Below are 22,806 nucleotides of genomic sequence, written 5' to 3'. Positions count from 1 at the left end.
GCGGCCCGAACCGGACCGCCCCATTCAAAACATATTGATTGGCCTGATTATTCAGCCTGAAGCGATGCCAGGTAGGCATACAGGTTCAGCGCGTCTTCTTCCGAGCGGACGCGGAAGGTCATTGCGCCGCGCAGGCTGTTGTTGCCGGTTGCCTCACGGATATAGCCAGTCGGATCCATCACGTAAGCGGTGAAGGTCTCTTCGGTGATCGTGATGCCTGCCTCGTTCAGAGCCTCCAGCCCGGGCGACCAGCGGAAGTCTTCGACGCTGCCGAAGGTTTCGCCGGCAACACCATAGAGGTTCGGCCCAACGCGCGCGTTGCGGCCGGCCAGGGTTTCGCCTTCGTCATTCACCACGACGTGGCAGGCGACACACTGACGGAAAGCAGCTTCGCCGGCTTCCGGATCACCCGATGCGCCGTGAGCTTCGGCAAAAGCCATCGGTGCAGTCAGCATGGTCGCGGCTGCGGCGAGGAGAATCTTGCGGGTCATTTAGGTCTCCCTTCTGAAACGGTCCCGGGGCATATAACTAGGACTGGACCACTAGGGTCCAGCCCTTTTCGTCAAGTTTCCGTGACTCTTGGCCGCGTCAAGCAACCGCGTGAGAGATGGCGCACTGCTTCCAGAGGGTTTTCAGCGCCATGACGAGGTATTCGATATCCTCGTCGGTATGGAGCGGACCCGGCGTGAAGCGCAGGCGCTCGGTTCCCTTGGGCACGGTCGGGTAGTTGATCGGCTGCACGTAGATTCCGAACTGGTCCATCAGGATGTCCGACAGCATGCGGCACTTGACCGGGTCCTTCACCATCACCGGGATGATGTGGCTGGGGTTGTCCACATGGGGAATGCCCTCGGCATCCAGCCGGGCGCGCAGGCGGGAAACCTGGCGTTTCTGCATGTCGCGCTCGTAGGAGCTTTCCTTGAGATGCCGGATCGAGGCCGTTGCGGCGGCCGCGACGGCGGGCGGAAGGGCCGTCGTGAAGATGAAGCCGCTGGCGAAAGAGCGGATGAAATCGACCAGTGCGTGGCTGCCGGTAATGTAACCGCCAACGCAGCCATAGGCCTTGCCAAGCGTGCCTTCGATCAGGGTGATGCGATCCATCAGGCCTTCGCGTTCAGCCACACCGCCGCCGCGTGGGCCGTACATGCCGACGGCGTGAACCTCGTCGATATAGCTCATTGCGCCGTGCTTTTCGCAGACGTCGAGGATCTCGGCGATGGGTGCGATGTCGCCATCCATCGAATAGACCGACTCGAACGCGACGATCTTGGTCGCGTTCGCGGGCAGCGCGGCCAGCTTGCGATCCAGGTCTTCGGGGTCGTTATGCTTCCAGATGACCTTTTGGGCGCGGGAATGACGGATGCCTTCGATCATCGACGCGTGGTTCAGCTCGTCCGACAGGATCACCGCGTTGGGCAGGCGCGCACCGAGGGTCGACAAGGCGGCCCAGTTCGACACGTAGCCAGAGGTGAAGAGCAGGGCGGCTTCCTTGTTGTGGAGGTCGGCCAACTCTTCTTCCAGACGCTTGTGATGCCAGGCATTGCCCGAGATGTTGCGCGTGCCGCCGGCCCCGGTGCCGCAGCTGCGCACCGCATCGACCATGGCCTGCACAACCTTTGGGTTCTGGCCCATGCCAAGATAGTCGTTCGAACACCAGACCGTCACGTCGCGCTTGCCCTCGTCGTGGTGGTTCACGACCTTGGGAAAGGTTCCGCATTGGCGCTCAAGCTCGGCGAAGATGCGGTAGTTGCCCTCATCTTTCAGTTGCTCCAGCTGGGCCTGGAAAAGTGCATCAAAACTCATCGGGCGTCCTCGCTCTGTAGTATCGCTTGGGTTGGTGTTGGGCGCTCGGGAAGCATCCAGCGCCAAAGTTTCTCGTCCGGCAAAGGCAGGACCATGAACCAGTGTTCAAGGAGCGCCAGGACCGTCAGGGCGGTCAGCAGGGCGAAACCGACGATGTCGGCCGCCCCGTCCGAGGCCCAGATCCGCTCCAGCCAGCAGGCCGCGGCAAAGCTCAGGCCCGTGATCGAGATCGGGAACAGCCAGTTCATCCGCGCGGTGCGGAAATGGCTGGGAAGATGGTTCAAGGGTTCGGGGATGAACTCGACGTTGATCTTGCGCACGCCCAGGTAGAGGTTCAGCTTCGCGCTGATCCGGGCGACGAAAAGGACGCCAAAGGTCCAGAGGCCGAACTGGTTCTCGGCCCCGAGGGACAGCACGATCATCGCCACGAACAGCGCCGCAAGCAGCATTTCGTGATAGGCGATCGTACCCCAGGCGCGGATAAACCGCTCCCATTCCGGCAGACCGTCCTGCATCGGCACTCGCACCGGGCCGGTGATCACCCCGGTGAGGAAGGCCAGTTCCACCCAGCCCCAAAGCGCCAGTGCGGCCAGAAAGGCCACGTAGACCCCGGCAACACTGGAGTCGTTCAGCGTGTCGATGTAGCCCGCCCCGCCCAGGACGAGGAACGGCAAGTTCATCAGAACACACCAGAGCCGCGCGTGCGCGCCCTCGCGGTCCGCGCGCCGGACCGCGAGTAGGATCACCCCGGTGGAGAACCACCAGAGGAAGAGGGCAACAAGGCCCGCGATCCAGGGAGAGCTGAGCATCAGTAGGCGGGCTCCAGACGGGTGGATTCCGGCACGTGGTGCTTGATCGCCGGAATGGTGTAGAGGCTGACAAAGGCCGTGGCCGCGCGGGCCATTGCGCCCACGCGCTTGAAGATGTTGCCGCTTTCCTTGGCCTCGGCGATATCCACATTGGCCCGTTGCAGTGCCTTCAGGCCCTTTTCCCAGCGCGGATGCTCGATATCCAGCGTGATCGGGAAGACCTGCTTGGAGATTTCCGAGGTCTTGGTGAAGACCTCATGTGCGTACCAGTCGGGGTCGACCCCCAGTGCCTTGTGGAAGGCCGGACGCTGGTGGTCACGGACATACATGGTGGAATAGACCGCCGTCAGGAAGAACTTGATCCACAGCACGTTGATGCCGCTGGTCAGCTTGGGGTCGGTCTTCATCAGAAGGGCGAAGGCCTCGCCATGGCTGAACTCGTCGTTGCACCACTCCTTGAACCACTTGAAGATCGGGTGGAACCGAAGCTCGGGGTTCGCCTCAAGATGGCGGTAGATCGTGATGTAACGGGCGTAGCCGATCTTTTCCGACAGGTAGGTGGCGTAGTAGATGAACTTGGGCCGGAAGTAGGTGTACTTCTTCTTCTGCGTCAGGAAGCCGAGGTTCACGGCGATCCCCGCCTCGCGCAGGGCATCGTTGATGAAGCCGGCATGGCGCGCCTCGTCGCGGGCCATCAGCTGGAACAGCGTGACGATGTCCTCGTTGTTGCCGCGGCGCTTCATCTCCTTGTAGAGGACGCAGCCCGAAAACTCGGCCGTGCAGGACGAGACCAGAAAATCGATGAACTCGGCCTTCAGCTTGGGCTCCATCCCGTCCCAGTCGATATGGTCCCAGTCCTCGTTCTTCTTGAAATGGCCCTTGTTCGGGTCCGATTGCATCTGGTCGATCAGCTTGTCCCAATCCTCGCGGACGGGAGAGACGTCGATCGCATCCAGTTCGTCGAAATCGGTGGTGTAGAATCGCGGCGTCAGAAGGGTGTTCTGCATCGCCAGCGCGGTCGCGCCCTCGCTATCGACGATGGCCTTTTCATAGTTCTGGGCGGCCATGGCCTCTTCGACGGTCGAGGCGTCGGCGGAATGAGCAAGATCCTTCATACCGTCACCTCTTCGGAAAAGCTGAATTCACACAGCTCCATGAACTCGAAATCGCCGGTGGCGCGGGTCCAGAGCTGTTCGAGTTTCGACGCGCGCGTGATGCGGGCCATGCGCTCTTCACGAACGACTTCACCATAGGGGGCCATCACGGGCGGGCCCTTGACCTGCACCTCGTCGCCCGGATTGATCGTGGCGCCGTTCAGGAATTTCACATGCGCATGCAGGCTGTCGAAGCAGTGGCTGACTTCGACCACGCAGGGCACGGTCTCATAGTCTCGGGTCAAGAGTCCCATCGGTCATTCCTCCAGGAGGCGGGCAAAGACCGCCTCATTATCCGCCCCGAAACCGACAAGTTCGGCCCGGAAATCGGTGTAGTCATCACGAACCCCGATGCGCCCGTCTGAAAAGCGCACCAGCCGGATCGGCTCGGATGCATTGAGGCCAACGGCCCCGCGTTCGCGTTCCAGCACGCGATAGATACCAGCGACAAAGCCCCCTTCTTCGGCGCTCAGGCTGGTAATGACATTGCCGTCCCCGTCCAGCACGCGCGCGGACCCGTCCATCTGCCCGAAGATGCGGATGACGCGCTCCTGCACGACCGGCACTTCGCTGACAGGCGGCGGTGTCGCCTCCAGCGGACGATCGGTCAGCCGCGCGTAGGTGACGATCAGCAATACGCACAGACAGAGGATGAACATCGCGCGCACCAGGATGGTGGGCACCATCTCCTTATCGCGCTTGACGAGTTTGCCTTCTTCACGGGCTTGGGTCGTTGCCATGGATCAGTCCCCCTTACTCGGCCGCGACAGGGCCGTGGCCCGCCGCGTGCTGGGTGTTGGAGGTCACCTCGACCACCGGGTGGGACACTGCCGTGGCAGCGGCCTCGGACAGGATCTCGGCCACCTTCTTCGCCTCGGGAATGCAGCGCAGCGCGGGCTGCGTATTCTTCATTTTCCAGGGGCGCACATGGGGCCAGGTGTTCAGGTAGGAGGGGCGGAACCCGCTCTCCTCGGTCAGTTCCAGCGCAATCGTGCCGGTGCCATCGCGGCGCAGGCCCAGACTTGCGTTCACGACCTGGCGGAAGGGCAGGTTCAGCGTCACGGTCAGCGCCGCGCCGATGCGCATCGCCACGCGCTTGTTGGTGACCGTGTACATCGTCGTCTTGGCCTGGATCAGGCCCATGACGATCAGGAGCAGGCAGACAAAGCCGCCCAGAACAAGAAAGAACGAGGCCGCCGTTGCGCTGTCGATCCAGCTTTCGGTGGCGGCCCCGCTGATGGTGCGCCAGGCGAACAGGAAGAAGAAATACCCCGCGACCCACCAGAAGCTGAGGGACTCTTTCGTCAGCGCCCACCAGTCGGGTTGGCCCTGCCAGAGGATGCGTTCCCCCTCGGGCAGGTTCTCGGGAAGACCACGGACGGGCTCGGTCTGAAAGTCGTCGTGGGACATGGGGTTTTCTCCTTCCGGTCGTTGGATGTCGTCCGCCGCGTCAGAGCAGCGGATCGACCCGGTCTTGCGAGGCGTAGAGGGTGCCGCCGCCGTAGTAGGTCGAGATCTTCTCTTCCTCGAGCTTGGTCACCTGGTTGGGCGACTTGGTGACCGGCACATTGGCGAAGTGTTTGCCGTAGACGGCGTAGACCTTCACCTTGCTCGGCCAGATCCGGCAGAACTGGATCGGGATCAGGCGGTTGCCGCCACCATGGGCTTCGTCGAGCTCGATTTCGAGGTAACGAACGAGGCTTTCGGGTGCGTCGACCCACATGTCGGTGACGGTGCCGACGGTTTCGCCATCACCGGCCACAAGCGGCAGGCCGCGCGGATCGAAGCCGGCCGACACGCGATAGGACTCGGTCTGCCCCATCGGGACGATCTTGGGATGCCCATGCCCGTCGAGTTCCGGCACGTCGGCGCGCGGGGCCCAAGCTGCCGGTCCAACCCCATCGACCATCGGGTCGCCGGTGGGTTCGTACGGGAAGCCATTGACCGCTGCGGTCCGCTCCATCGCGAGGTTCTCGCGACGGTGGGCCGCCTCGTTCTCGGGCGACGGCATCACGACCTCACCGCGGCCGTGCGGCAGGATGAAGGTCTTGGCGTTGGGAACGGGGAACGGACCCTGGTTGGGGGCGGCGGTGCCGTCCTCGTTTTCGAGGGGGTAACCCTCGCGCATGTTTTCCGTCTGCAGATAGTAGATCAGCAGAGCGAAGAAGATCCAGAAGAGCCAGATCGACAGGCTCGCCAGATCGAAGTTGCCGAAGAATACAGCTTCCATTGGACTTTCCTTTCCTTTCGGCGGTTCAAGTGGGCAGGTCGGCGAGCCCGATCTTGCCGGCCTCCCCGCGGGCGGTATTCGTGACGGTCCGAACCAGCGGTCCTAGCGCCACGAGCGTTGCGAAAAGCAGTAGAATCTCGAAGTGGTAGACGACCGAGTAACCGGTCGCCGGGTCGTTGAGCGCCTCTCCCAAACCGCCGGTGGTGGCGATCTGGTTGATCGTGTCGCGCACCCCGCCGCCAATGGCGGTCGAGATGCCGGCGGCTGTGGCCTGCGCGGCCCCCCAGGCGCCCAGCGCAAGGCCGCGCCCGGCCGTGCCCGAGGTGGGCATGGTCATGGCGGCGGTCAGCGTCGCGACCGAGAACAGGCCGCCGCCGAAACCGATCAGGCTGGCCCCGAAGAAGAAAAGCCCCGTCGACCCCATCGGGTTCGCGAAAATGACGGCGGTGAAGGCCGCGACACCGGCCAGCACGCCGCGTCCGGCCATGCGGTAGGGGTTGATGCCGCCCGCCAGCCATTTGGCCGCCAGCGCGAATCCGACAAGCGCCCCGATGGCCCAAGTGGCGGTCAGCAGCGTGGTCGAAGACACCGACAGGCCGAGGATCTGGCCCCCGTAGGGCTCCAGCAGAACGTCCTGCATGTTGAAGGCCATCGTGCCGATGAAGACCACGGCCAGAAGCCGCCCCGCACTGCCGCCCGATGCGTAATCGGCCCAGGCATCGCGGAAGGTCGGGCCTTGCGCCGCGCGCTCGGCCTTGGTCATGGGGCGCACGCGCTCCTGCTTCCAAAGGGCGATCACGTTCAGGACAAGCGTGGCAACGGCCGTGCCCTGCACCACCTGAATCAGTTCGAGACCGTTGAAGTCACGCAGCATGAAACCGATGACGATGGAGGACACTGCCATGCCCGCCAGCAGCATCACGTACAGCAGTGCCACGACGCGCGGGCGCGTCTCATCCGTCGCCCGGTCGGCGGCCAGCGCCAGACCGGCCGTCTGGGTCATGTGCATGCCAAGGCCGGTCATGACGAAAGCAATCCCGGCAAGGATCTCTCCGGCCCACGGGATGTCATAGGCGACATTCGCCGTATCGCCCGACAGGACCAGCAGCGCGGCAGGCATGACGGCAAGGCCGCCGAACTGCCAGAGCGTTCCGAACCAGAGATAGGGGATCCGCTTCCACCCGATGGCGGATTTGTAGGTGTCCGACTTGAACCCAAGCAGCGCTCGGAACGGTGCGATCAGCACCGGCAGCGCCACCATGATCGCCACGAGGAAAGCAGGCACCTGCAATTCGACGATCATGACGCGGTTGAGCGTGCCCAGCAACATCACGCCCGCCATGCCGACAGACACTTGGAACAACGAAAGCCGCAAGAGCTGGCTCAGCGGCAAGTCGTCCGACGCGGCATCCGCGAAGGGGAGATACTTGATGGACATGCGTTTCAGCGCACTCATCTTGCATACTCCAGGCAGGTGGAAATGTAGAAGCCGCGGCTGACGCGCTCCACCTCGGTCATCGTGCCCGTGGCGCCGTGCCGTGCTGCCATGCGAGCCAGTTTGGCGGGCGCATGGGGGATCATGGTGGGCGACCGGTCGGACCGCGGGAAAAGTTTTCCAACGCCAAAGAACGCCATCAGGAACGGCGTGCGCGGGGCAACCGTGAAAACGATGGAAGACCGGACGCGGGGGCACAGGCTGGCCAGCGCCTGCCCCAGATCGTCGGCGGTGTAGTAGATCATCGAGTCCATCGCCATGACATGGTCGAAGGACCCCAGATCGGCCGACAGCATGTCGCCCGAGGTAAAGGTCACCTGATCGGCCAGGTCTGCCGGCAGGCGCTTGGCCGCGATTTCGACCAGTGCGGGCGAGATGTCGATGGCGACCACCTCGGCCCCGCGACGGGCCAGTTCCTCGGTCATGGCGCCGGTGCCGCAGCCAGCGTCGAGGACGCGCTTGCCGGTCAGATCGTCGGGCAGGCGCGACAGCATGATCGCGCGCATCCGGTCGCGCCCTTCGCGCACCGTCTGACGGATGCCGGAGACCGGCGCGTCAGAGGTCAACCGCTCCCATGTCTGGGTCGCGGTGCGGTCGAAATAGTGTTCGACCCGGTCGCGCGTGGCGCCATATGTCGGCGTCGCAACCATCAATCGAACCCCAGCAACTCGAAGATATCGCGATCTTCCATCGGCGCCGGCGCAAGCGGGTCGGTGCCCGCGTACAGCAACTCTGCCAGACGGATGTATTCGGCGCGGCACTGCACGATGTCCTCGTCATCCGGCATTTCGAACAACGTCTTCTTCTTGAGGCGCGACCGGCGGATGGCATCGACATCGGGCATATGCGCGATGCGCTTGAAGCCGACCTCGTTGCAGTAGCGATCGACCTCGTCCGTCTCGCGCGAGCGGTTGGCGACGCAACCGGCCAGGCGCACGTTGTAGTTCTTCGACTTGGCCTGAACGGCGGCGATGATCCGGTTCATGGCGTAGATGCTGTCGAAATCGTTGGCCGTGACGATCACGGCGCGGTCGGCATGCTGCAGCGGCGCGGCGAAGCCACCGCAGACCACGTCGCCCAGAACGTCGAAGATGACCACATCGGTATCTTCCAGCAGGTGGTGCTGCTTCAGCAGCTTGACGGTCTGGCCCACGACATAGCCGCCACAACCGGTACCCGCGGGCGGGCCACCGGCCTCGATGCACATGACGCCGTTATAGCCCTCGGTCATGAAATCCTCGGGGCGCAGCTCCTCGGCGTGGAAGTCGACCTCTTTCAGGATGTCGATCACCGTGGGCTGCAAATGGCCGGTCAGGGTGAAGGTGCTGTCATGCTTGGGGTCGCAGCCGATCTGCAGCACGCGCTTGCCCAGCTTGGAAAACGCCGCGGACAGGTTGGAACTGGTCGTCGATTTGCCGATGCCGCCCTTGCCGTAGACCGAGAAGACGGTTGCGCCCTCGATCTTCATGCTGGCGTCCTGGTGCACCTGCACCGAGCCTTCGCCATCTTCGCCCTTGTTCAGGACGGGCGGCGCGCCAAGGCCGCGTTTGGCAAGACCCTCTGCCTCGCGCGCATTGGCGCGAGCGGCGGGGGGGTTCTTTGTATCGAGGGGGCTCATCCGGTCGTCTCCTCTTTCATTCCGCGGCCATTCCGGGGGTGAGACCTTCGAGGGTATCCTCGAGCTCGTCCGCGCCGGCCTGAAGGGCGGCGAGCGTAGCCTCGTCGGGTTGCCAGTAATTGCGTTCGAACGCTTCAAGCAGGCGGTTCGCCATGCGGACCGAGGCCTGAGGGTTCAGTTCCGCCAAGCGGCGGCGCATCTCTTCGTCGAGCACGAAGGTTTCGCTGAGGCGCTGATAGACCCAGGGATCGACCTGGCCCGTGGTCGCCGACCAGCCCAGCGTGTTCGTCACCTGCGCCTCGATCTGGCGGACACCTTCGTGGCCGTGCTTCAGCAGACCTTCGAACCACTTGGGGTTCAGGCTGCGCGAACGGGTTTCGAGCGCCACCTGATCCTGCAGCGTGCGCACCTTGCCCTCGCCACGGGTCTGGTCGCCGATGAAGACCGGGGCCTCGGCCCCGCCCTTGGCGCGTTTCACCGCGCGGGAAATGCCGCCGAGCGTGTCGAAATAGTGGTCCACCGTGGTGACGCCCAATTCGACCGATTCAAGGTTCTGATAGGCCAGATCGACGTCTTTCAACGCGGTCTGAAGCAAGCCCGCGTTCTTCCGCGCCTTGCCGTCCATGCCGTAAGCGAAGCTCTTGCGCGCCTCGTAGGCATCGGCAAGTTCGTCTTCCTCGCCCCAAGCGCCGCTATCGATCAGCGCGTTGACGTTGGAGCCATAGGCCCCCTCGGCGTTGGAGAAGACGCGCAGCGCAGCCTCTTCGATGCCGACGCCCATCTTCTGCATGTAATCGAGCGCATGGGCGCGCACGAAGTTCATCTCAATCGGTTCTTCGGCCGTGGCGGCCTTGTAGGCGGCTTCGGCCAGCATCCGGGTCTGCAAGGGCAGCAGGTCACGGAAAATGCCCGAGAGCGTCATCACAACGTCGATGCGGGGGCGACCCAGCTCTTCGAGCGGGATCAGGTCGGCGCCACACAGGCGGCCATAGCCATCAAACCGCGGCTTCGCGCCCATCAGGGCCAAGGCCTGGCTGATCGGCCCGCCATCGGACTTGATGTTGTCGGACCCCCACAGAACCAGCGCGACCGAGCGGGGCATCTCGCCCGCCGCCTCGATCAGGCGCTGCGCCTGTTTCGCGCCATCCTGCAAGGCAAAGGCAGTGGGCATGCGGAACGGATCGAAGGCGTGGATGTTGCGGCCCGTGGGCAGCACCTCGGGCGAGCGGATCAGGTCGCCGCCCGGAACAGGCTCGATATAGCGTCCCGACAGGGCCCGCATCAGGGCACGCAGTTCGGTCTCCTGCCGGAGCAGATGTTCGACCCTTTTCCGCGTTTCAGGGTCTGTTTCGGCCATGACGCGCAGGTGCTCCTGCAACTCGGCCTCGGCGATGGGTTGGCCCACGATATGCAGGCCATCGGGGATCAGCGCATCCTCGGTTTCCAGCAGCGTCAGCCACAGCTTGTCCGGGTCGCGTTCCGTCAGGTCCACGGCCTCGGCCTGCGCTTCGATCAACTCGGCCAATTCGGCACGCTCATGCGCATCGGGCGACAGCGCACGCCAGCGCGTCAGGCTGTCTTTCAGTTCCGAAAGGCCCTTGTAGAGGCCCGAGGCTGCCAGCGGCGGGGTCAGGTGCGTGATCGTCACCGCGTTCGAGCGGCGCTTGGCCAGCGTCGCCTCGGACGGGTTGTTCGAGGCGTAAAGATAGACGTTCGGCATTTCGCCGATCAGGCGGTCGGGCCAGTCGCGTGCGCCAAGACCGGCTTGCTTGCCCGGCATGAATTCCAGCGCGCCATGCATGCCGAAATGCAGCAGGACATCCGCACCAAACGTATTCCGAAGCCACAGGTAGAAGGTGGTGAAGGCATGGGTCGGCGCGAAACCATGTTCGAACAACAGGCGCATCGGGTCGCCCTCGTAGCCGAAGGTCGGCTGAACACCCACGAAAACCTTGCCAAGCTGTGCGCCAAGAACGAAAACGCCGCGCCCGTCCGACTGGATCTTGCCCGGGGCGGGGCCCCAGACGCTCTCGATGGCTTTCAGCGGGGGCGTGTTGCGGACGATGGTGTCGGCATCGACATGGGCGGCGACATTCGCCTCCTGCCCGTATTGCTTGGCGTTGCCTTCCAGGACCGCGCGACGCAGGTCATCGACGGTAGCGGGAACCTCCACGTCGTAACCGTCGGCTTTCATCTGCTTGAGCGTGTTGTGCAGGCTTTCAAAGACGCTGAGGTAAGCGGCGGTCCCGATGGCCCCGGCATTCGGCGGGAACCCGAACAGGACGATGCCGACCTTCTTCTCTGCGTTTTCCTTGCGGCGCAGCACGGCCAGGCGGCGTGTTTTCTCGACCAGCGAGGTGATCCGCTCGGTGCAGGGGGCCATCGCCCTCGTATCGGACTTGCAAGCACAGGCAATCGAACAGCCTTGGCAGCCATCCACGCCATGCCGCCCACCGAACACGGTGGGGTTGGTCGCGCCGTCGATCTCGGGCAGGGCCACCAGCATCGTGGTCTCGACCGGGCCAAGACCGCCATTCGACGACGACCACTGGCCCAGCGTCTGGAACTCGATGGGGTGCGCGGCGATGTAGGGCACGTCGAGCTCTTTCAGAACTGCGACTGCGGCCTCGCTGTCGTTATAGGCGGGACCGCCGATCAGGCTGAACCCCGTCAGGGACACCAGGGCGTCGATGCGGCCCTTGTCGAAATAGGCGGACATAGCGGGGCGCCCGTCGAGACCGCCGGCAAAGGCCGGAAGCACGGCAAGGCCCGCTTTCTGCATCTTGCGGATCACGGCATCGTAATGCGCCGTATCACTGGCCAGGATGTAGGAGCGCATCATCAGCAAACCGACGGTGCCCACCGGGTTCTCCGGCTGCGGCAGGTCGGCCGGGTCGGTCGTGATGCGGTGCCCCGGCAGATCGGGGTGGTAAAGACCAACCTCGGGGTAATCGATGGGCGCAGCGGCCTCGGCCCCGGCAAAGGCGCGGTCGGTGGCGTAGCGCCCGACAAGGAAGCGCACCATCTGTTCGACGTTGTCGTCCGATCCGCCCAACCAATACTGCATGGTCAGGAACCAGGCCCGAACGTCCTGCGCCTTGCCTGGAATGAATTTCAGGATCTTCGGCAGGCGGCGCAGCATCTTCATCTGCTTTTCGCCCGACCCGCTTGGCGCGCCGTTGCTGCCTTCCTTGGAGCCGCGAAGCTTTTTCAACAGCTTCATCGGCCCGCTGGCGGGCTTGGTCATGTCCAGGTCGCCCATCCGGGTCAGCTGGACGATTTCCTTGGCCGAGATGATGCCGATCATGGCGTCGCAATGATCGCGGCGCGCTTCGAGGTCCGGCAGGATCGCGCGGATATGTTCCTCGATGAAAAGCAGGTTGGCGACGATGATATCGCCATGCTTGATGGCGATCTTCGCCTCTTCCAGCGCTTCGGGGTTTTCCGCCCATTCGGCGCTGGCGTGGACCGAGACGTTGAGGCCCGGGAATTCCTTACCCAGGCGTTCGCTCACACGGGCAGCGGGGCCAGCCGCGTGGGCATCCAGCGTGACGATCACGACCCGGTAGCCGGGGATATTGTCACTGTCACCGCGCAAAGTGTGCCTTAGCCTCATACAAAGTGTCGATACTGATCTCCGAGACACCGCGTTCGGCGGCGAATTTCTCGGTGTTGCGCTTGGCCTTGCCGCGCACGAAGAAGGGGATTTTTTTCAACTCGCGTTCCGCGTCGGCGAGCCAGACCATCACGTCGCCGCCGGTTTCCACCGGGGCCTCGGGCTGGGCCGCAACGGGCTCGGGCGCGGGCGCCTCGGCGATCGGCTTGGGCGCGTGGCCGCCATGGTGGCTGGCCCCGGCTTCGTCATGGAATTCGAAATCCTCGCGGAACATGTGCAGCAGGTGTTCTTCCAGACCCATCACCAGCGGGTGGATCCAGGTGTCGAAGATCACGTTCGCGCCTTCCCAGCCCATCTGGGGCGAGTAGCGCGCGGGGAAATCCTGCACGTGAACAGGGGCCGAGATGACGGCGCAGGGGATTCCGAGCCGCTTGCCGATATGGCGTTCCATCTGCGTGCCGAGGATCATCTCGGGGGCCAGATCCTCGATGGCTTTCTCGACCTCGAGGTAATCGTCGGTGATCAGCGCCTCGACGCCGTAATCCTTGGCCAGTTTGCGGATATCGCGGGCAAATTCGCGGTTGTAGCACCCAAGGCCCACCACCTCGAAGCCCATCTCATCCCGCGCGATGCGGGCGGCGGTCTTCACATGGGTCGCGTCGCCGAACAGGAACACACGCTTGCCGGTCAGGTAGGTCGAGTCGACCGACTTGGACCACCACGGCTGGCGCAGGCGGCTAAGGTCTTTTTTCGGCTCTACAGCGCAGATTTGGGCCACTTCAGCCACGAAATCATGGGTCGCGCCGACACCGATCGGAACCGTCTTGGTATAGGGCTGGCTGCAGGTGCGTTCGAGGTGCCGCGCAGCGGTTTCCGCGTGTTCGGGGTACATCAGAACGTTGAAATGCGCCTGCCCCAGCTTGGCGATATCCTCGGGCGTTGCATCGAACGGGGCCACGACATTCACGCCGATCCCCATTTCGTAAAGCAGGCCTTTCACCTCTTCGATATCGTCGCGGTGGCGGAAGCCCAGCGCGAGCGGCCCGATGAGGTTCGCGGTGATCTCCTGCGTGCGCTCCATCGGCTGCGCCAGGGCGCGCACGATCTGGTAGAAGGTTTCGTCCGAGCCGAAGTTTTCCTTGCGCTGGTAGCTGGGCAGTTCCAGCGCGACGACCGGGACGGGGATATCCATCGCCTCGGCCAGGCCGCCCGGGTCGTCCTGGATCAGTTCGGCCGTGCAGGATGCGCCGACGATCATCGCTTGCGGCTGATACCGGTCATAGGCATCGCGGCAGGTTTCGCGGAAGATGCTGGCCGTATCGGTGCCGAGGTCGCGCCCCTCAAAGGTCGTGTAGCTGACCGGCGGGCGGTGGTTGCGCCGCTCGATCATGGTGAAAAGCAGGTCGGCATAGGTGTCGCCCTGCGGGGCGTGCAGCACGTAATGCAGACCCTTCATCGCGGTGGCAACGCGCATGGCGCCAACATGCGGCGGGCCTTCATATGTCCAGACGGTCAGTTTCATTCCGCTGCCTCCAGTTTCAGAAGCTCACGGCGCCGCACGGGGCGGCTGAACAGACCGGCCAGATCGCCTGCCTGCTCGTAGAAATGCACCGGCGTGAAGACCAGTTCGATGGCCCACTTGGTCGTCAGGCCCTCGGCCTCCAGCGGATTGGCGAGGCCAAGACCGCAGACCGTCAGGTCGGGCCGCGCGGCGCGCACGCGGTCGAGTTGCTTGTCCACGTCCTGCCCTTCGGAAATCGTGGGGCCGGCCGGGATCAGGTCCATGTCGGGGCCGACAAGGCCCTTGTGGATGTAGGGCTGGCCGATCTCGATCGCCTCCATCCCGCATTCGCGGGTCAGGAACCGGGCCAGCGGAATTTCCAGCTGGCTGTCGGGCATGAAGAAGATGGTCTTGCCTTGCAGGGCCTTCGCGGCGTTGGCGATGGCGGTGCGGGCCCGGGCGCGCGGCGCATCCGTGACGTGGGCAAAGGTTTCGTCATCGACGCCGAATTCGTCGGCAATCGCACGAAGCCACAGCGTCGTGCCCTCTTCGCCGAAGGGGAACGGGGCCTGGATCATTCGCGCGCCGCGGCGATCCAATGCAGCGGACGTATCGCCGAGGAACGGCTGGAGGCAGGCATAGACCGTGTTCGGGCCAACACCCGGCGCTTCGGCCGAGCGGTGCGCGGGCAGGACGCGGATCGGGCCGATGCCCATCTTGGTCAGCAGATCGACGGCCTGATCCTCGACCACGTCGGGCAGCGCGCCGACCAGCAGCAGTTCACGCTCGTCCGTCTCGGGCAGGACCGGCACCATCGAGGCGAGGCAGGCATCTTCGCCCTGCGTGAAGGTCGTCTCGATCCCGCTACCGGAATAGTTCAGCACCCGCACATGCGGCGCATGCTTGACCGTCAGCCGTTCGGCCGCGCGGTGCAGGTCCAGCTTGATCACCTCGGACGGGCAAGAGCCAACGAGGAAAAGCTGCTTGATATCGGGGCGGCGCGACAGAAGGCGATCGACCTCGCGATCCAGTTCCTCATGCGCGTCGGCCATCCCGGCAAGGTCGCCCTCTTCCAGAACGGCGGTTCCGAATCGCGGCTCGGCGAAAATCATGACGCCCGCGGCCGATTGCAGAAGATGCGCGCAGGTGCGGCTGCCGACGACAAGGAAGAAGGCGTCCTGCATCTTGCGGTGCAGCCAGATGATCCCGGTCAGGCCGCAGAACACCTCGCGCTGACCACGCTCCTTCAGAATGGGTGCGTCGCGGCAGGTGGCACCAGAAATGTTGGTCGGTTGGTTCACAGGCGACCCTCCGACTCCAGCCGCGCCATGCGGAGTTTCCACAGGAATTGCGCGGCGTTCACGACATAGGCGGCATAGGCGGCCAATGCGATCCACATCTGGGTGTCATGGGGCCAACCCGCGAAGAGCGCCCAGACATAGGTCAGGTGCAGCGCGATCACTGCAAAGCTGAACACGTCTTCCCAGAAGAAGGCCGGCGCAAAGAGGTATTGGCCGAACACGACCTTCTCCCAGATCGCGCCGGTCACCATGATGGTCAGCAGAACCAGGGTTTTCAGGACGATCGACGCCGTGGCGAGGTCATACCCCGCCCCCGTGATCATGAAGCGGACAACAAGCGCCAATGACACCAGAAACACCAGGAATTGCAGGGGCGCGAGCACCCCCTGCACGGTCGTCCATACCGTGGCATCGCGTCGCGCGCGTTCTTCTGGTGTGTAAAGCTGCCTTGACGGAGCATGGGTGAACGTGTCGCTCGGCATTTCCCGTCGATTCCCTTGGTCTGTCTGGGAAAGGTAGGGCTGTAAGCCCGATAGTGTCAACCAAAACTTACACTTTCGAGGCGGGTTTTCCCATGCGGCAAAAGCCAGCAGGTGGCAAAGCATCTCCCTTGTTTTATTGATTTCTTTGCCCAATTGAGTATGGGAAAGCGGCAAGGATGATCGCTAAACGAGTTGCTGTGTCAATTTCCTTTGACAGGTGGCTTGCGATGTTGGAAACTTTCCGGGGTAGTCAATTCGCGGATGTCCGCGTTTCCGAGTACCCGGATTGGTGCGAATGCGCGCCGTGGCTGGTGAAATCATGATGGATGACCATGGCAATATGCCGTCCCGGACAACCACCGGGATGACGCATGATCCGCGCCTGCAGGACCGTCGCAGCGCGCAGGAGGTCGGGGTCCGCAGCCTCGCCCGCCAGGCCATCCGCCTCATGGCATCCCGCAAAACCGCCCCCAGCGACCTGTCGGCCCAACGGTTGCGCGTTCTGTGCGACGCGTTTCTCGACGAGCATGACGACGCGCGCCACCTCGTGCTCATGCGCCTGAGGCAAAACGGGGTAAGCCTGCGCGACATCATCGACCGCGTCGTGCCCGATATTGCCCGCTGCCTTGGTCAGCGTTGGGCCGATGACGAAATCAGTTTCGCCGAGGTCACCATCGGCTCCGCCCGCCTGCAGGAGACCGTGCGCGCCCTCGGCGCCAAGGACCAGGCCTGGCAAAACGTGATCTATGCACAAGGTGGCCGCGCCGGTGAAGAGCAACGCCCCCGGACACCAAGGGCAAAGGCACCACGCATCCTTTTGGTCGTTCCCCGCCCGGAACATCACACGCTCGGGATATTCGTCGCAGCGGATCAGTTGCGGCGCTTGGGCTACGTGGTCGATATCGCCCTCGACAAGCATCCGCGCCAGATCGCGGACAGTGTGCGTTTCGGGCACTATGCCATGCTGGGTATCACGGCTGCCGGGCGCAGAACGCTTGCAACAACAAGAGAAATCGTAGACACAGTGCGGCTTAATACGACGTGCGTGATCCCGATTGTTCTTGGCGGCTCCATCCTGGAAGCCGATTTCGACCTGAGGTCCCTCACGGGTGTGGACCATGTCGCACCGGATATGGTGACGGCCCTGGGCCTTTGCGGACTTGAAACGAAAGGGAACTGCACCCTTTTAGAGGTGGATGCAGACATAGACAGATGAGCGGTTTTCCTCCGTGCCGGGATAGAAAATGCTGATGAACACACGTGGATCAGAGTTCTGGGATCAGCCTTCGTCGCCGCCCATCGGCCCGGAGCAGTTCAACGAGATTGTCACCACGGCGGCAGATCTTGCCATCGTTATTGATACCCAGGGCACGGTCAAATCAGTCATCACCAACCCTTTGAACCCCACATTGGGGCGTCTCGACCATTGGAAAGACCGCGACATTCGCGAATTCATGGCCGAGGACAGCCTGGGCAAGCTTGAAACTCAGCTTGCCGCCTATCGCGAGGGCCAGAAGACCAAGGTCGACGCGATCGAGGTCAACCATTACGACAACGCGAATTGGGAATTCCCGATCCGCTACACGATGCACAAGACGGGCAATCCCGACATCATCCTGATGTTGGGGCGCGATCTTCGCCCGATTGCCGAGCTTCAGCATCGTCTCGTGAAAGCGCAGCTTGCGCTTGAGAAGGATTATGAAAGCCACCGTGATTACGAGACCCGCTACCGGGTCATCATGGAGGCTGTGCGCGATGCCCTCGTGCTGGTCGATGTCTCATCGGGCCGAATTCTCGACCTGAACGAGGCCGCGGCCCAGATCCTCGGGGCCGAGGCGGATGCCTTGACCGGGTCCGCCTTCACGCAGGAATTCGAGGGCAAGCGGCGGGGCGAGTTCCTTGAAGGGCTGGTTCTGACAGCTGGTGACGAAGCCGCCGCCGCCGTCACGGTAACCACGCGGCGCGGCAAGGCCGAGGTCGAGATCTACCCGACCGTCTTCCGCGCGGCTGGCGACAAGACCTTGCTCTGCCGGCTTGAGGCCGCTGGAAGCCAGGAAACCGTCGCGGCCGAGCTTTCCCAGACGCTGACAAGCCTTTACCGCGACGGTCCCGATGCGGTGGTCGTCACCGACAGTCACGGCGTGATCCGGTCGGCGAACGAGGCATTCCTCGGGCTGTGCGATGCAGGGCATCTTGGGGACGTGAAGGGCCGGTCGCTTGGCGACTACCTTGCGCGGGGCAGTGTCGACTTGAAGGTTCTGATCGACAATGCGGCCCGGAATGGCACCATGCGCCTCTATTCGACGCGCTTTGAAGGCGCCTATGGCAGCCAGCTGTCCATCGAGATGTCCGCGACGCATCTGGCAGGCGCCGGTATGACCGGGTTCGCCTTCGTGATCCGCGACACCTCGCGCATGGAAGTGATCCGCGAGCCCGGCGCGCCCGCGCCGTCAGGCCCTGCCCCCATGTCCGATGACGCGATGCGCAACGTGATGGACCTGGTGGGCTCCGCCCCGCTGAAGGATATCGTCGCGGCCACCACCGATGTGGTCGAGAAGATGTGCATCGAAACGGCCGTGGAACTGACGGACAACAACCGCGTCGCCGCAGCCGAGATGCTGGGCCTGTCGCGGCAGTCGCTTTACGTGAAGCTGCGGAAATACGGTCTGCTGCACAAGAACGGCAACTGATCCTTCCCGACTCTATTTCTTGGCCGGCCTGCGAGGACGCAGTGCCGGTCTCAGGCTTGTTGGAACGCGCCTGAGACATAATGCGTCTAGTTCATTTTACACTTGCCGAGTCGCATACTGTCAACTTATCCTGACAGTCATGAGTGTAACGACCGACCTCAGCCAGACTCAGCCGCGAAAACTGCCGGAGCCGAAGGCGGTTCTCACCCTGCTGAAACCCATCACGTGGTTCCCGCCCATGTGGGCCTATCTGTGCGGCGCTATCAGTGCGGGTGTTGCCCCCTCGGGGCATTGGTTGGCCCTTGGCCTGGGCGTCTTCCTCGCCGGTCCCGTCGTCTGCGGCATGAGCCAGGCCGCGAATGACTGGTGCGACCGCCACGTGGACGCGATCAACGAACCTCACCGTCCGATCCCATCGGGACGCATTCCGGGCCGTTGGGGCCTTTGGATCGCGCTATTCATGTCCGCGCTGGCCCTGGTCATTGGCTTGGCGCTCGGCCCGTGGGGATGGGGCGCGACGGTCGTCGCCGTTCTGGCCGCCTGGGCCTATTCAGCCGAGCCTGTCCGCCTCAAGAAATCCGGCTGGTGGGGACCGGGCCTTGTCGGCCTGTCCTACGAGTCGCTGCCCTGGTTCACCGGCGCGGCAGTTCTGTCTGCGGGGGCCCCTGCATGGCCCGTGGTGATCGTCGCGCTGCTCTATGGGATCGGCGCGCATGGCATCATGACACTCAACGATTTCAAGGCGCTCGAAGGCGACCGTCAGATGGGCGTGAACTCGTTGCCCGTGACGATGGGCCCCGAGCGTGCGGCGAAACTGGCCTGCGTCGTCATGACCGTGCCGCAGATGATCGTCATCGCGCTCCTCTTCTCGTGGGATCGCCCGTGGTATGCGGTTGCGATCATCGTTTCGCTGCTTCTGCAATTTTACGCGATGCGGGTTCTCCTGAAGGACCCGAAGGGCAAGGCCCCGTGGTATAACGGCACCGGTGTCACGCTATACGTCTCCGGCATGATGATCACGGCCTTCGCCATCAGAAGCCTGGAGGCCTGGCCATGACGCTTTCCTGGTTGCAAATCGTTCGGCTTGGCCTCGTGCAGATGGCGCTCGGGGCCATTGTCGTTCTGACGACATCGACCCTGAACCGGCTTATGGTGGTGGAACTGGCGCTACCCGCCGTTCTGCCCGGCCTGCTGGTGGCCCTGCATTACAGCATCCAGATCACGCGACCGCAGTGGGGCTACAAGTCCGACACGGGCGGGCATCGCACGCGTTGGATCATCGGGGGCATGGGAATCCTGGCGATTGGCGGTCTGTCGGCCGCCTATGGCGTCGTGCTGATGGACAGCAATTTCACCCTCGGGCTGATCACGTCGATCCTCGCCTATGCCGCCATCGGTGTCGGCGTCGGCGCCTCGGGCACATCGCTTCTGGCGCTTTTGGCGACCGCGACCGCCGACCACCGCCGCCCGGCTGCCGCCACGATCACCTGGCTGATGATGATCGTGGGCATCGCCGTAACCGCCGGTGTCTCGGGCCAGTTCCTCGATCCGTACACGCCGATGCGCCTGATGCAGGTTGTCGCCACTGTGACCGGGCTTGCCTTCGTCGTAACCTGCCTGGCCGTCTGGGGCATTGAACGGACCGTCGTCGCCCGGGCCGAGCCTGAGGCTGCCCCGTTCATCGAGGGTATGAAAGAGGTCTGGGCCGAACGGAAGGCCCGCCATTTCACCATTTTCGTCTTCCTCAGCATGACCGCCTATTTCATGCAGGAGTTGATCCTCGAACCCTATTCCGGCCTCGTTTTCGAGTTCACGCCCGGCCAATCCACCTCTCTTTCGGGTGCGCAGAATGGCGGCGTGTTCCTTGGCATGGTTCTTGTCGGCGTCGCGGGCACCGCGCTGCGCTTCGGCTCGCTCAAGGCCTGGGTGATCGCCGGCTGCATCGGCTCGGCCGGCGCGCTTGGATTGATCACCATGCTCGGCCAGATCGGGCCGGAGGCGCCGTTGATGCCTGCCGTGGTCCTGATGGGCTTTTTCAACGGCATGTTCGCCGTGGCGGCCATCGGCTCGATGATGGCGCTGGCCGGTGAAGGCCGCAGCGCCCGTGAAGGCACCCGCATGGGCCTTTGGGGTGCGGCACAGGCGATCGCCGCTGGCTTTGGCGGGCTGGCCGGGGCCGCGATGGTCGATGTCATGCGCGGCTTCATGGCCGACCCCACCGCCTTCGGGGCCGTATTCCTTTTCGAAGCGCTCCTCTACATCGCGTCGGCCTACATGGCCCTGCGCGTGATGGAGCGTCACCCTGCCATGACCCCGAACGGGGTCGCCGTTCCGGGAGAATGACCATGCTCTACGATGTTGTCGTTGTGGGGGGCGGGCCGTCTGGCGCGACCGCCGCGGAAGATCTGGCGCGTTCCGGGCACAAGGTGGCCCTTCTCGACCGGGATGGACGGATCAAACCCTGTGGCGGGGCGATTCCCCCACGCCTGATCCGCGATTTCCACATTCCCGACGAACAGCTCGTTGCCAAGATCACCACGGCGCGCATGATCTCTCCGTCGGGTCGCAAGGTCGACATTCCCATCGAGAACGGCTTTGTCGGCATGGTGGATCGCGAACATTTCGACGAGTTCCTGCGTGTCCGCGCCGCCGAGGCCGGGGCCGAACGCGTCACTGGCACCTACACCCGCATCACGCGCGATGCCGATGGCACCCATGTCCATTACCGCGACAAGGCCACGGGCGAGGATCGGGCCCTGACCTGCAAGATCGTGATCGGCGCCGACGGCGCACGGTCCAATGTCGCCCGCACCGAGGTCAAGGGCGGCGACAAGATCCCCTACGTCATCGCCTATCACGAGATCATCGAAGCCCCCGGCCCTGTCGGCGACTACGACCCGGCCCGTTGCGACGTGATCTATGACGGGCGCATCAGCCCCGATTTCTACGGCTGGGTCTTTCCGCACGGGAAATCCGCCAGCGTCGGCATGGGCTCGATGGTCAAATCCGTCGACGTCAAAAAGGCCACCGCGGACCTGCGCGTGGCCGCCGGCCTGCAGGATTGCAAGACCATCCGGCGCGAGGGCGCACCGATTCCGCTGAAGCCGCTGGATGAGTGGGACAACGGGCGTGACGTGGTCCTGGCCGGCGATGCCGCCGGCGTTGTCGCCCCCTCGTCGGGCGAAGGGATCTACTACGCGATGGCGGGTGGACGCTGCGCCGCAACGGCCGCCGCCGCCAAGCTGCAAACCGGCCTGATCCGCGACCTGAAACTCGCCCGAAAGCTGTTCATGCGCGAGCATAAGAACGTCTTCAAGGTGCTCGGCGCGATGCAGGACGCCTATTACAAATCCGACGAACGGCGCGAACGTTTCGTCAGCCTCTGCCACGACATCGATGTTCAACAATTGACCTTCGAGGCCTATATGAACAAGGAATTGGTCAAGGCCCGGCCGATGGCGCATATCAAGATCGGGCTGAAGAACCTGTCTCATCTGGCCGGCATTGTCCCGGCGACACGCATATGACGATCGAAATCCCCACCTGGGTGGATGGCCGCCTGACCCCCGTCGAAAAGCTCGAAGCCCATGTGAAGGGCCTGCGGCACAAGGCGATTTCCGTCTTCCTCATGCGCGAGGGGCGCGTGCTCCTGCAACGTCGGGCGATGGGCAAGTATCACACGCCCGGGCTTTGGGCGAATACCTGCTGCACGCACCCGTTCTGGGGGGAAGACAGCCTCGATTGCGCCGGTCGTCGTTTGGCCGAAGAACTTGGCCTGACCGATGTGACTTTGGAGTATCGCGATACGGTCGAATACCGGGCCGATGTTGGCGGGGGCCTGATCGAGCATGAGGTCGTCGATATTTTCGTGGGCGAACTGCCCAGTGGCGTGGAGCCCAAGCCCAACCCCGACGAGGTGATGGACACGATCTGGCACCCGCTGGACACGCTGGCCGAAGAGGTCACGCGCAAGCCCGAGGGCTTTACCCCGTGGTTGCAGATCTACCTGCGGGATCACGCGACCAAGATCTTCACTGCGGCCGACCCGGTCTGAAACCGCTTATTAATCCAACAAAAAAGGCCGCCTTGGGCGGCCTTTTTCATATC

At 63.6% G+C, this 22,806-nt stretch carries 21 protein-coding genes; 6 read left to right on the top strand and 15 right to left on the bottom strand.

Annotated elements, in window-relative coordinates:
- Nucleotides 1-47 precede the first annotated feature (47 nt).
- From KUV65_RS09585 to bchF, 15 genes are all read right to left on the bottom strand, one after another.
- A complete protein-coding gene (locus KUV65_RS09585; protein WP_222190009.1) occupies nucleotides 48-491 on the bottom strand; it encodes a c-type cytochrome in 444 nt (147 codons plus the stop codon).
- Nucleotides 492-588: 97 nt separating this feature from the next.
- Nucleotides 589-1,803: a 5-aminolevulinate synthase gene (gene hemA, locus KUV65_RS09580; protein WP_222190007.1), complete on the bottom strand. Its 1,215-nt coding sequence runs from the start codon at nucleotides 1,801-1,803 to the stop codon at nucleotides 589-591.
- Nucleotides 1,800-2,612: a putative photosynthetic complex assembly protein PuhE gene (gene puhE, locus KUV65_RS09575; protein ID WP_222190006.1), complete on the bottom strand. Its 813-nt coding sequence runs from the start codon at nucleotides 2,610-2,612 to the stop codon at nucleotides 1,800-1,802. The genes hemA and puhE overlap by 4 nt, the downstream gene beginning before the upstream one ends.
- Entirely contained in the window at nucleotides 2,612-3,679 is a 1,068-nt protein-coding gene (acsF, locus tag KUV65_RS09570) for a magnesium-protoporphyrin IX monomethyl ester (oxidative) cyclase (protein WP_222191255.1), read from the bottom strand. The genes puhE and acsF overlap by 1 nt, the downstream gene beginning before the upstream one ends.
- 44 nt (nucleotides 3,680-3,723) lie before the next feature.
- Nucleotides 3,724-4,020 (bottom strand): hypothetical protein, encoded by a 297-nt coding sequence (locus tag KUV65_RS09565; protein WP_025311371.1) that lies wholly within the window; start codon nucleotides 4,018-4,020, stop codon nucleotides 3,724-3,726.
- A 3-nt stretch (nucleotides 4,021-4,023) separates the two neighbouring features.
- Nucleotides 4,024-4,506, bottom strand: a complete 483-nt coding sequence (gene puhC / locus KUV65_RS09560) for a photosynthetic complex assembly protein PuhC (RefSeq protein ID WP_222190004.1) — start codon at nucleotides 4,504-4,506, stop codon at nucleotides 4,024-4,026.
- A gap of 13 nt (nucleotides 4,507-4,519) precedes the next feature.
- The gene (gene puhB / locus KUV65_RS09555) at nucleotides 4,520-5,176 is read right to left on the bottom strand and encodes a photosynthetic complex putative assembly protein PuhB (RefSeq protein WP_222190002.1); all 657 of its coding nucleotides are present in this window, start codon (nucleotides 5,174-5,176) and stop codon (nucleotides 4,520-4,522) included.
- Nucleotides 5,177-5,216: 40 nt separating this feature from the next.
- Entirely contained in the window at nucleotides 5,217-5,996 is a 780-nt protein-coding gene (gene puhA, locus KUV65_RS09550; protein ID WP_222190001.1) for a photosynthetic reaction center subunit H, read from the bottom strand.
- Nucleotides 5,997-6,021: 25 nt separating this feature from the next.
- Nucleotides 6,022-7,452 (bottom strand): PucC family protein, encoded by a 1,431-nt coding sequence (locus KUV65_RS09545; protein ID WP_222189999.1) that lies wholly within the window; start codon nucleotides 7,450-7,452, stop codon nucleotides 6,022-6,024.
- Nucleotides 7,449-8,141, bottom strand: a complete 693-nt coding sequence (gene bchM, locus KUV65_RS09540) for a magnesium protoporphyrin IX methyltransferase (protein WP_222189997.1) — start codon at nucleotides 8,139-8,141, stop codon at nucleotides 7,449-7,451. The genes KUV65_RS09545 and bchM overlap by 4 nt, the downstream gene beginning before the upstream one ends.
- The gene (gene bchL, locus KUV65_RS09535) at nucleotides 8,141-9,109 is read right to left on the bottom strand and encodes a ferredoxin:protochlorophyllide reductase (ATP-dependent) iron-sulfur ATP-binding protein (RefSeq protein WP_261331727.1); all 969 of its coding nucleotides are present in this window, start codon (nucleotides 9,107-9,109) and stop codon (nucleotides 8,141-8,143) included. The genes bchM and bchL overlap by 1 nt, the downstream gene beginning before the upstream one ends.
- A 16-nt stretch (nucleotides 9,110-9,125) precedes the next feature.
- On the bottom strand, nucleotides 9,126-12,725 hold the full coding sequence (locus tag KUV65_RS09530; protein WP_222189995.1) for a magnesium chelatase subunit H: 3,600 nt from the start codon (nucleotides 12,723-12,725) through the stop codon (nucleotides 9,126-9,128).
- Nucleotides 12,697-14,247, bottom strand: coding sequence for a ferredoxin:protochlorophyllide reductase (ATP-dependent) subunit B (gene bchB / locus KUV65_RS09525; RefSeq protein WP_222189993.1), 1,551 nt, complete (start codon nucleotides 14,245-14,247; stop codon nucleotides 12,697-12,699). The genes KUV65_RS09530 and bchB overlap by 29 nt, the downstream gene beginning before the upstream one ends.
- Nucleotides 14,244-15,527 carry a ferredoxin:protochlorophyllide reductase (ATP-dependent) subunit N gene (locus KUV65_RS09520; protein ID WP_308124597.1) on the bottom strand — a complete coding sequence of 428 codons (1,284 nt, stop codon included), beginning with the start codon at nucleotides 15,525-15,527 and terminating at the stop codon, nucleotides 14,244-14,246. The genes bchB and KUV65_RS09520 overlap by 4 nt, the downstream gene beginning before the upstream one ends.
- Entirely contained in the window at nucleotides 15,524-16,009 is a 486-nt protein-coding gene (bchF, locus tag KUV65_RS09515; RefSeq protein WP_222189991.1) for a 2-vinyl bacteriochlorophyllide hydratase, read from the bottom strand. The genes KUV65_RS09520 and bchF overlap by 4 nt, the downstream gene beginning before the upstream one ends.
- Nucleotides 16,010-16,313: 304 nt before the next feature.
- On the opposite strand from bchF, the gene KUV65_RS09510 reads away from it, so the two are divergent.
- The 6 genes from KUV65_RS09510 to idi all read left to right on the top strand — a co-directional run bounded on the left by KUV65_RS09510 (nucleotide 16,314) and on the right by idi (nucleotide 22,753).
- A complete protein-coding gene (locus KUV65_RS09510; RefSeq protein ID WP_222189989.1) occupies nucleotides 16,314-17,225 on the top strand; it encodes a cobalamin B12-binding domain-containing protein in 912 nt (303 codons plus the stop codon).
- Nucleotides 17,226-17,259: 34 nt separating this feature from the next.
- Nucleotides 17,260-18,699, top strand: a complete 1,440-nt coding sequence (ppsR, locus tag KUV65_RS09505; RefSeq protein ID WP_222189987.1) for a transcriptional regulator PpsR — start codon at nucleotides 17,260-17,262, stop codon at nucleotides 18,697-18,699.
- 139 nt (nucleotides 18,700-18,838) lie between these two features.
- On the top strand, nucleotides 18,839-19,756 hold the full coding sequence (chlG, locus tag KUV65_RS09500) for a chlorophyll synthase ChlG (protein ID WP_222189985.1): 918 nt from the start codon (nucleotides 18,839-18,841) through the stop codon (nucleotides 19,754-19,756).
- Nucleotides 19,753-21,042, top strand: coding sequence for a BCD family MFS transporter (locus tag KUV65_RS09495; RefSeq protein WP_222189983.1), 1,290 nt, complete (start codon nucleotides 19,753-19,755; stop codon nucleotides 21,040-21,042). The genes chlG and KUV65_RS09495 overlap by 4 nt, the downstream gene beginning before the upstream one ends.
- A gap of 2 nt (nucleotides 21,043-21,044) precedes the next feature.
- Entirely contained in the window at nucleotides 21,045-22,226 is a 1,182-nt protein-coding gene (locus tag KUV65_RS09490; protein WP_259548629.1) for a geranylgeranyl diphosphate reductase, read from the top strand.
- Nucleotides 22,223-22,753, top strand: coding sequence for an isopentenyl-diphosphate Delta-isomerase (idi, locus tag KUV65_RS09485; protein WP_222189979.1), 531 nt, complete (start codon nucleotides 22,223-22,225; stop codon nucleotides 22,751-22,753). Before KUV65_RS09490 ends, idi begins: the two co-directional genes overlap by 4 nt.
- Nucleotides 22,754-22,806: the final 53 nt, after the last annotated feature.

The organism is Maritalea mobilis (genome assembly GCF_019800885.1).
In the GTDB taxonomy this organism is placed as follows: domain Bacteria; phylum Pseudomonadota; class Alphaproteobacteria; order Rhodobacterales; family Rhodobacteraceae; genus Roseibacterium; species Roseibacterium beibuensis.
The sequence above is the reverse complement of the archived record's forward strand: the minus strand, read 5'-3'. Positions and strand labels throughout refer to the sequence as shown.

Bases quoted from the DNA above. Each gene is read 5' to 3' on its own strand.
- KUV65_RS09495 (WP_222189983.1), top strand. From the start codon at position 19,753: ATGACGCTTTCCTGGTTGCAAATCGTTCGGCTTGGCCTCGTGCAGATG.
- KUV65_RS09545 (WP_222189999.1), bottom strand. From the start codon at position 7,452: ATGAGTGCGCTGAAACGCATGTCCATCAAGTATCTCCCCTTCGCGGAT.
- puhE (WP_222190006.1), bottom strand. From the start codon at position 2,612: ATGCTCAGCTCTCCCTGGATCGCGGGCCTTGTTGCCCTCTTCCTCTGG.
- puhB (WP_222190002.1), bottom strand. From the start codon at position 5,176: ATGTCCCACGACGACTTTCAGACCGAGCCCGTCCGTGGTCTTCCCGAG.
- bchF (WP_222189991.1), bottom strand. From the start codon at position 16,009: ATGCCGAGCGACACGTTCACCCATGCTCCGTCAAGGCAGCTTTACACA.
- chlG (WP_222189985.1), top strand. From the start codon at position 18,839: ATGAGTGTAACGACCGACCTCAGCCAGACTCAGCCGCGAAAACTGCCG.
- KUV65_RS09530 (WP_222189995.1), bottom strand. From the start codon at position 12,725: ATGAGGCTAAGGCACACTTTGCGCGGTGACAGTGACAATATCCCCGGC.
- bchL (WP_261331727.1), bottom strand. From the start codon at position 9,109: ATGAGCCCCCTCGATACAAAGAACCCCCCCGCCGCTCGCGCCAATGCG.
- puhA (WP_222190001.1), bottom strand. From the start codon at position 5,996: ATGGAAGCTGTATTCTTCGGCAACTTCGATCTGGCGAGCCTGTCGATC.
- puhC (WP_222190004.1), bottom strand. From the start codon at position 4,506: ATGGCAACGACCCAAGCCCGTGAAGAAGGCAAACTCGTCAAGCGCGAT.
- KUV65_RS09490 (WP_259548629.1), top strand. From the start codon at position 21,045: ATGCTCTACGATGTTGTCGTTGTGGGGGGCGGGCCGTCTGGCGCGACC.
- ppsR (WP_222189987.1), top strand. From the start codon at position 17,260: ATGAACACACGTGGATCAGAGTTCTGGGATCAGCCTTCGTCGCCGCCC.
- KUV65_RS09565 (WP_025311371.1), bottom strand. From the start codon at position 4,020: ATGGGACTCTTGACCCGAGACTATGAGACCGTGCCCTGCGTGGTCGAA.
- KUV65_RS09585 (WP_222190009.1), bottom strand. From the start codon at position 491: ATGACCCGCAAGATTCTCCTCGCCGCAGCCGCGACCATGCTGACTGCA.
- hemA (WP_222190007.1), bottom strand. From the start codon at position 1,803: ATGAGTTTTGATGCACTTTTCCAGGCCCAGCTGGAGCAACTGAAAGAT.
- acsF (WP_222191255.1), bottom strand. From the start codon at position 3,679: ATGGCCGCCCAGAACTATGAAAAGGCCATCGTCGATAGCGAGGGCGCG.
- bchB (WP_222189993.1), bottom strand. From the start codon at position 14,247: ATGAAACTGACCGTCTGGACATATGAAGGCCCGCCGCATGTTGGCGCC.
- idi (WP_222189979.1), top strand. From the start codon at position 22,223: ATGACGATCGAAATCCCCACCTGGGTGGATGGCCGCCTGACCCCCGTC.
- bchM (WP_222189997.1), bottom strand. From the start codon at position 8,141: ATGGTTGCGACGCCGACATATGGCGCCACGCGCGACCGGGTCGAACAC.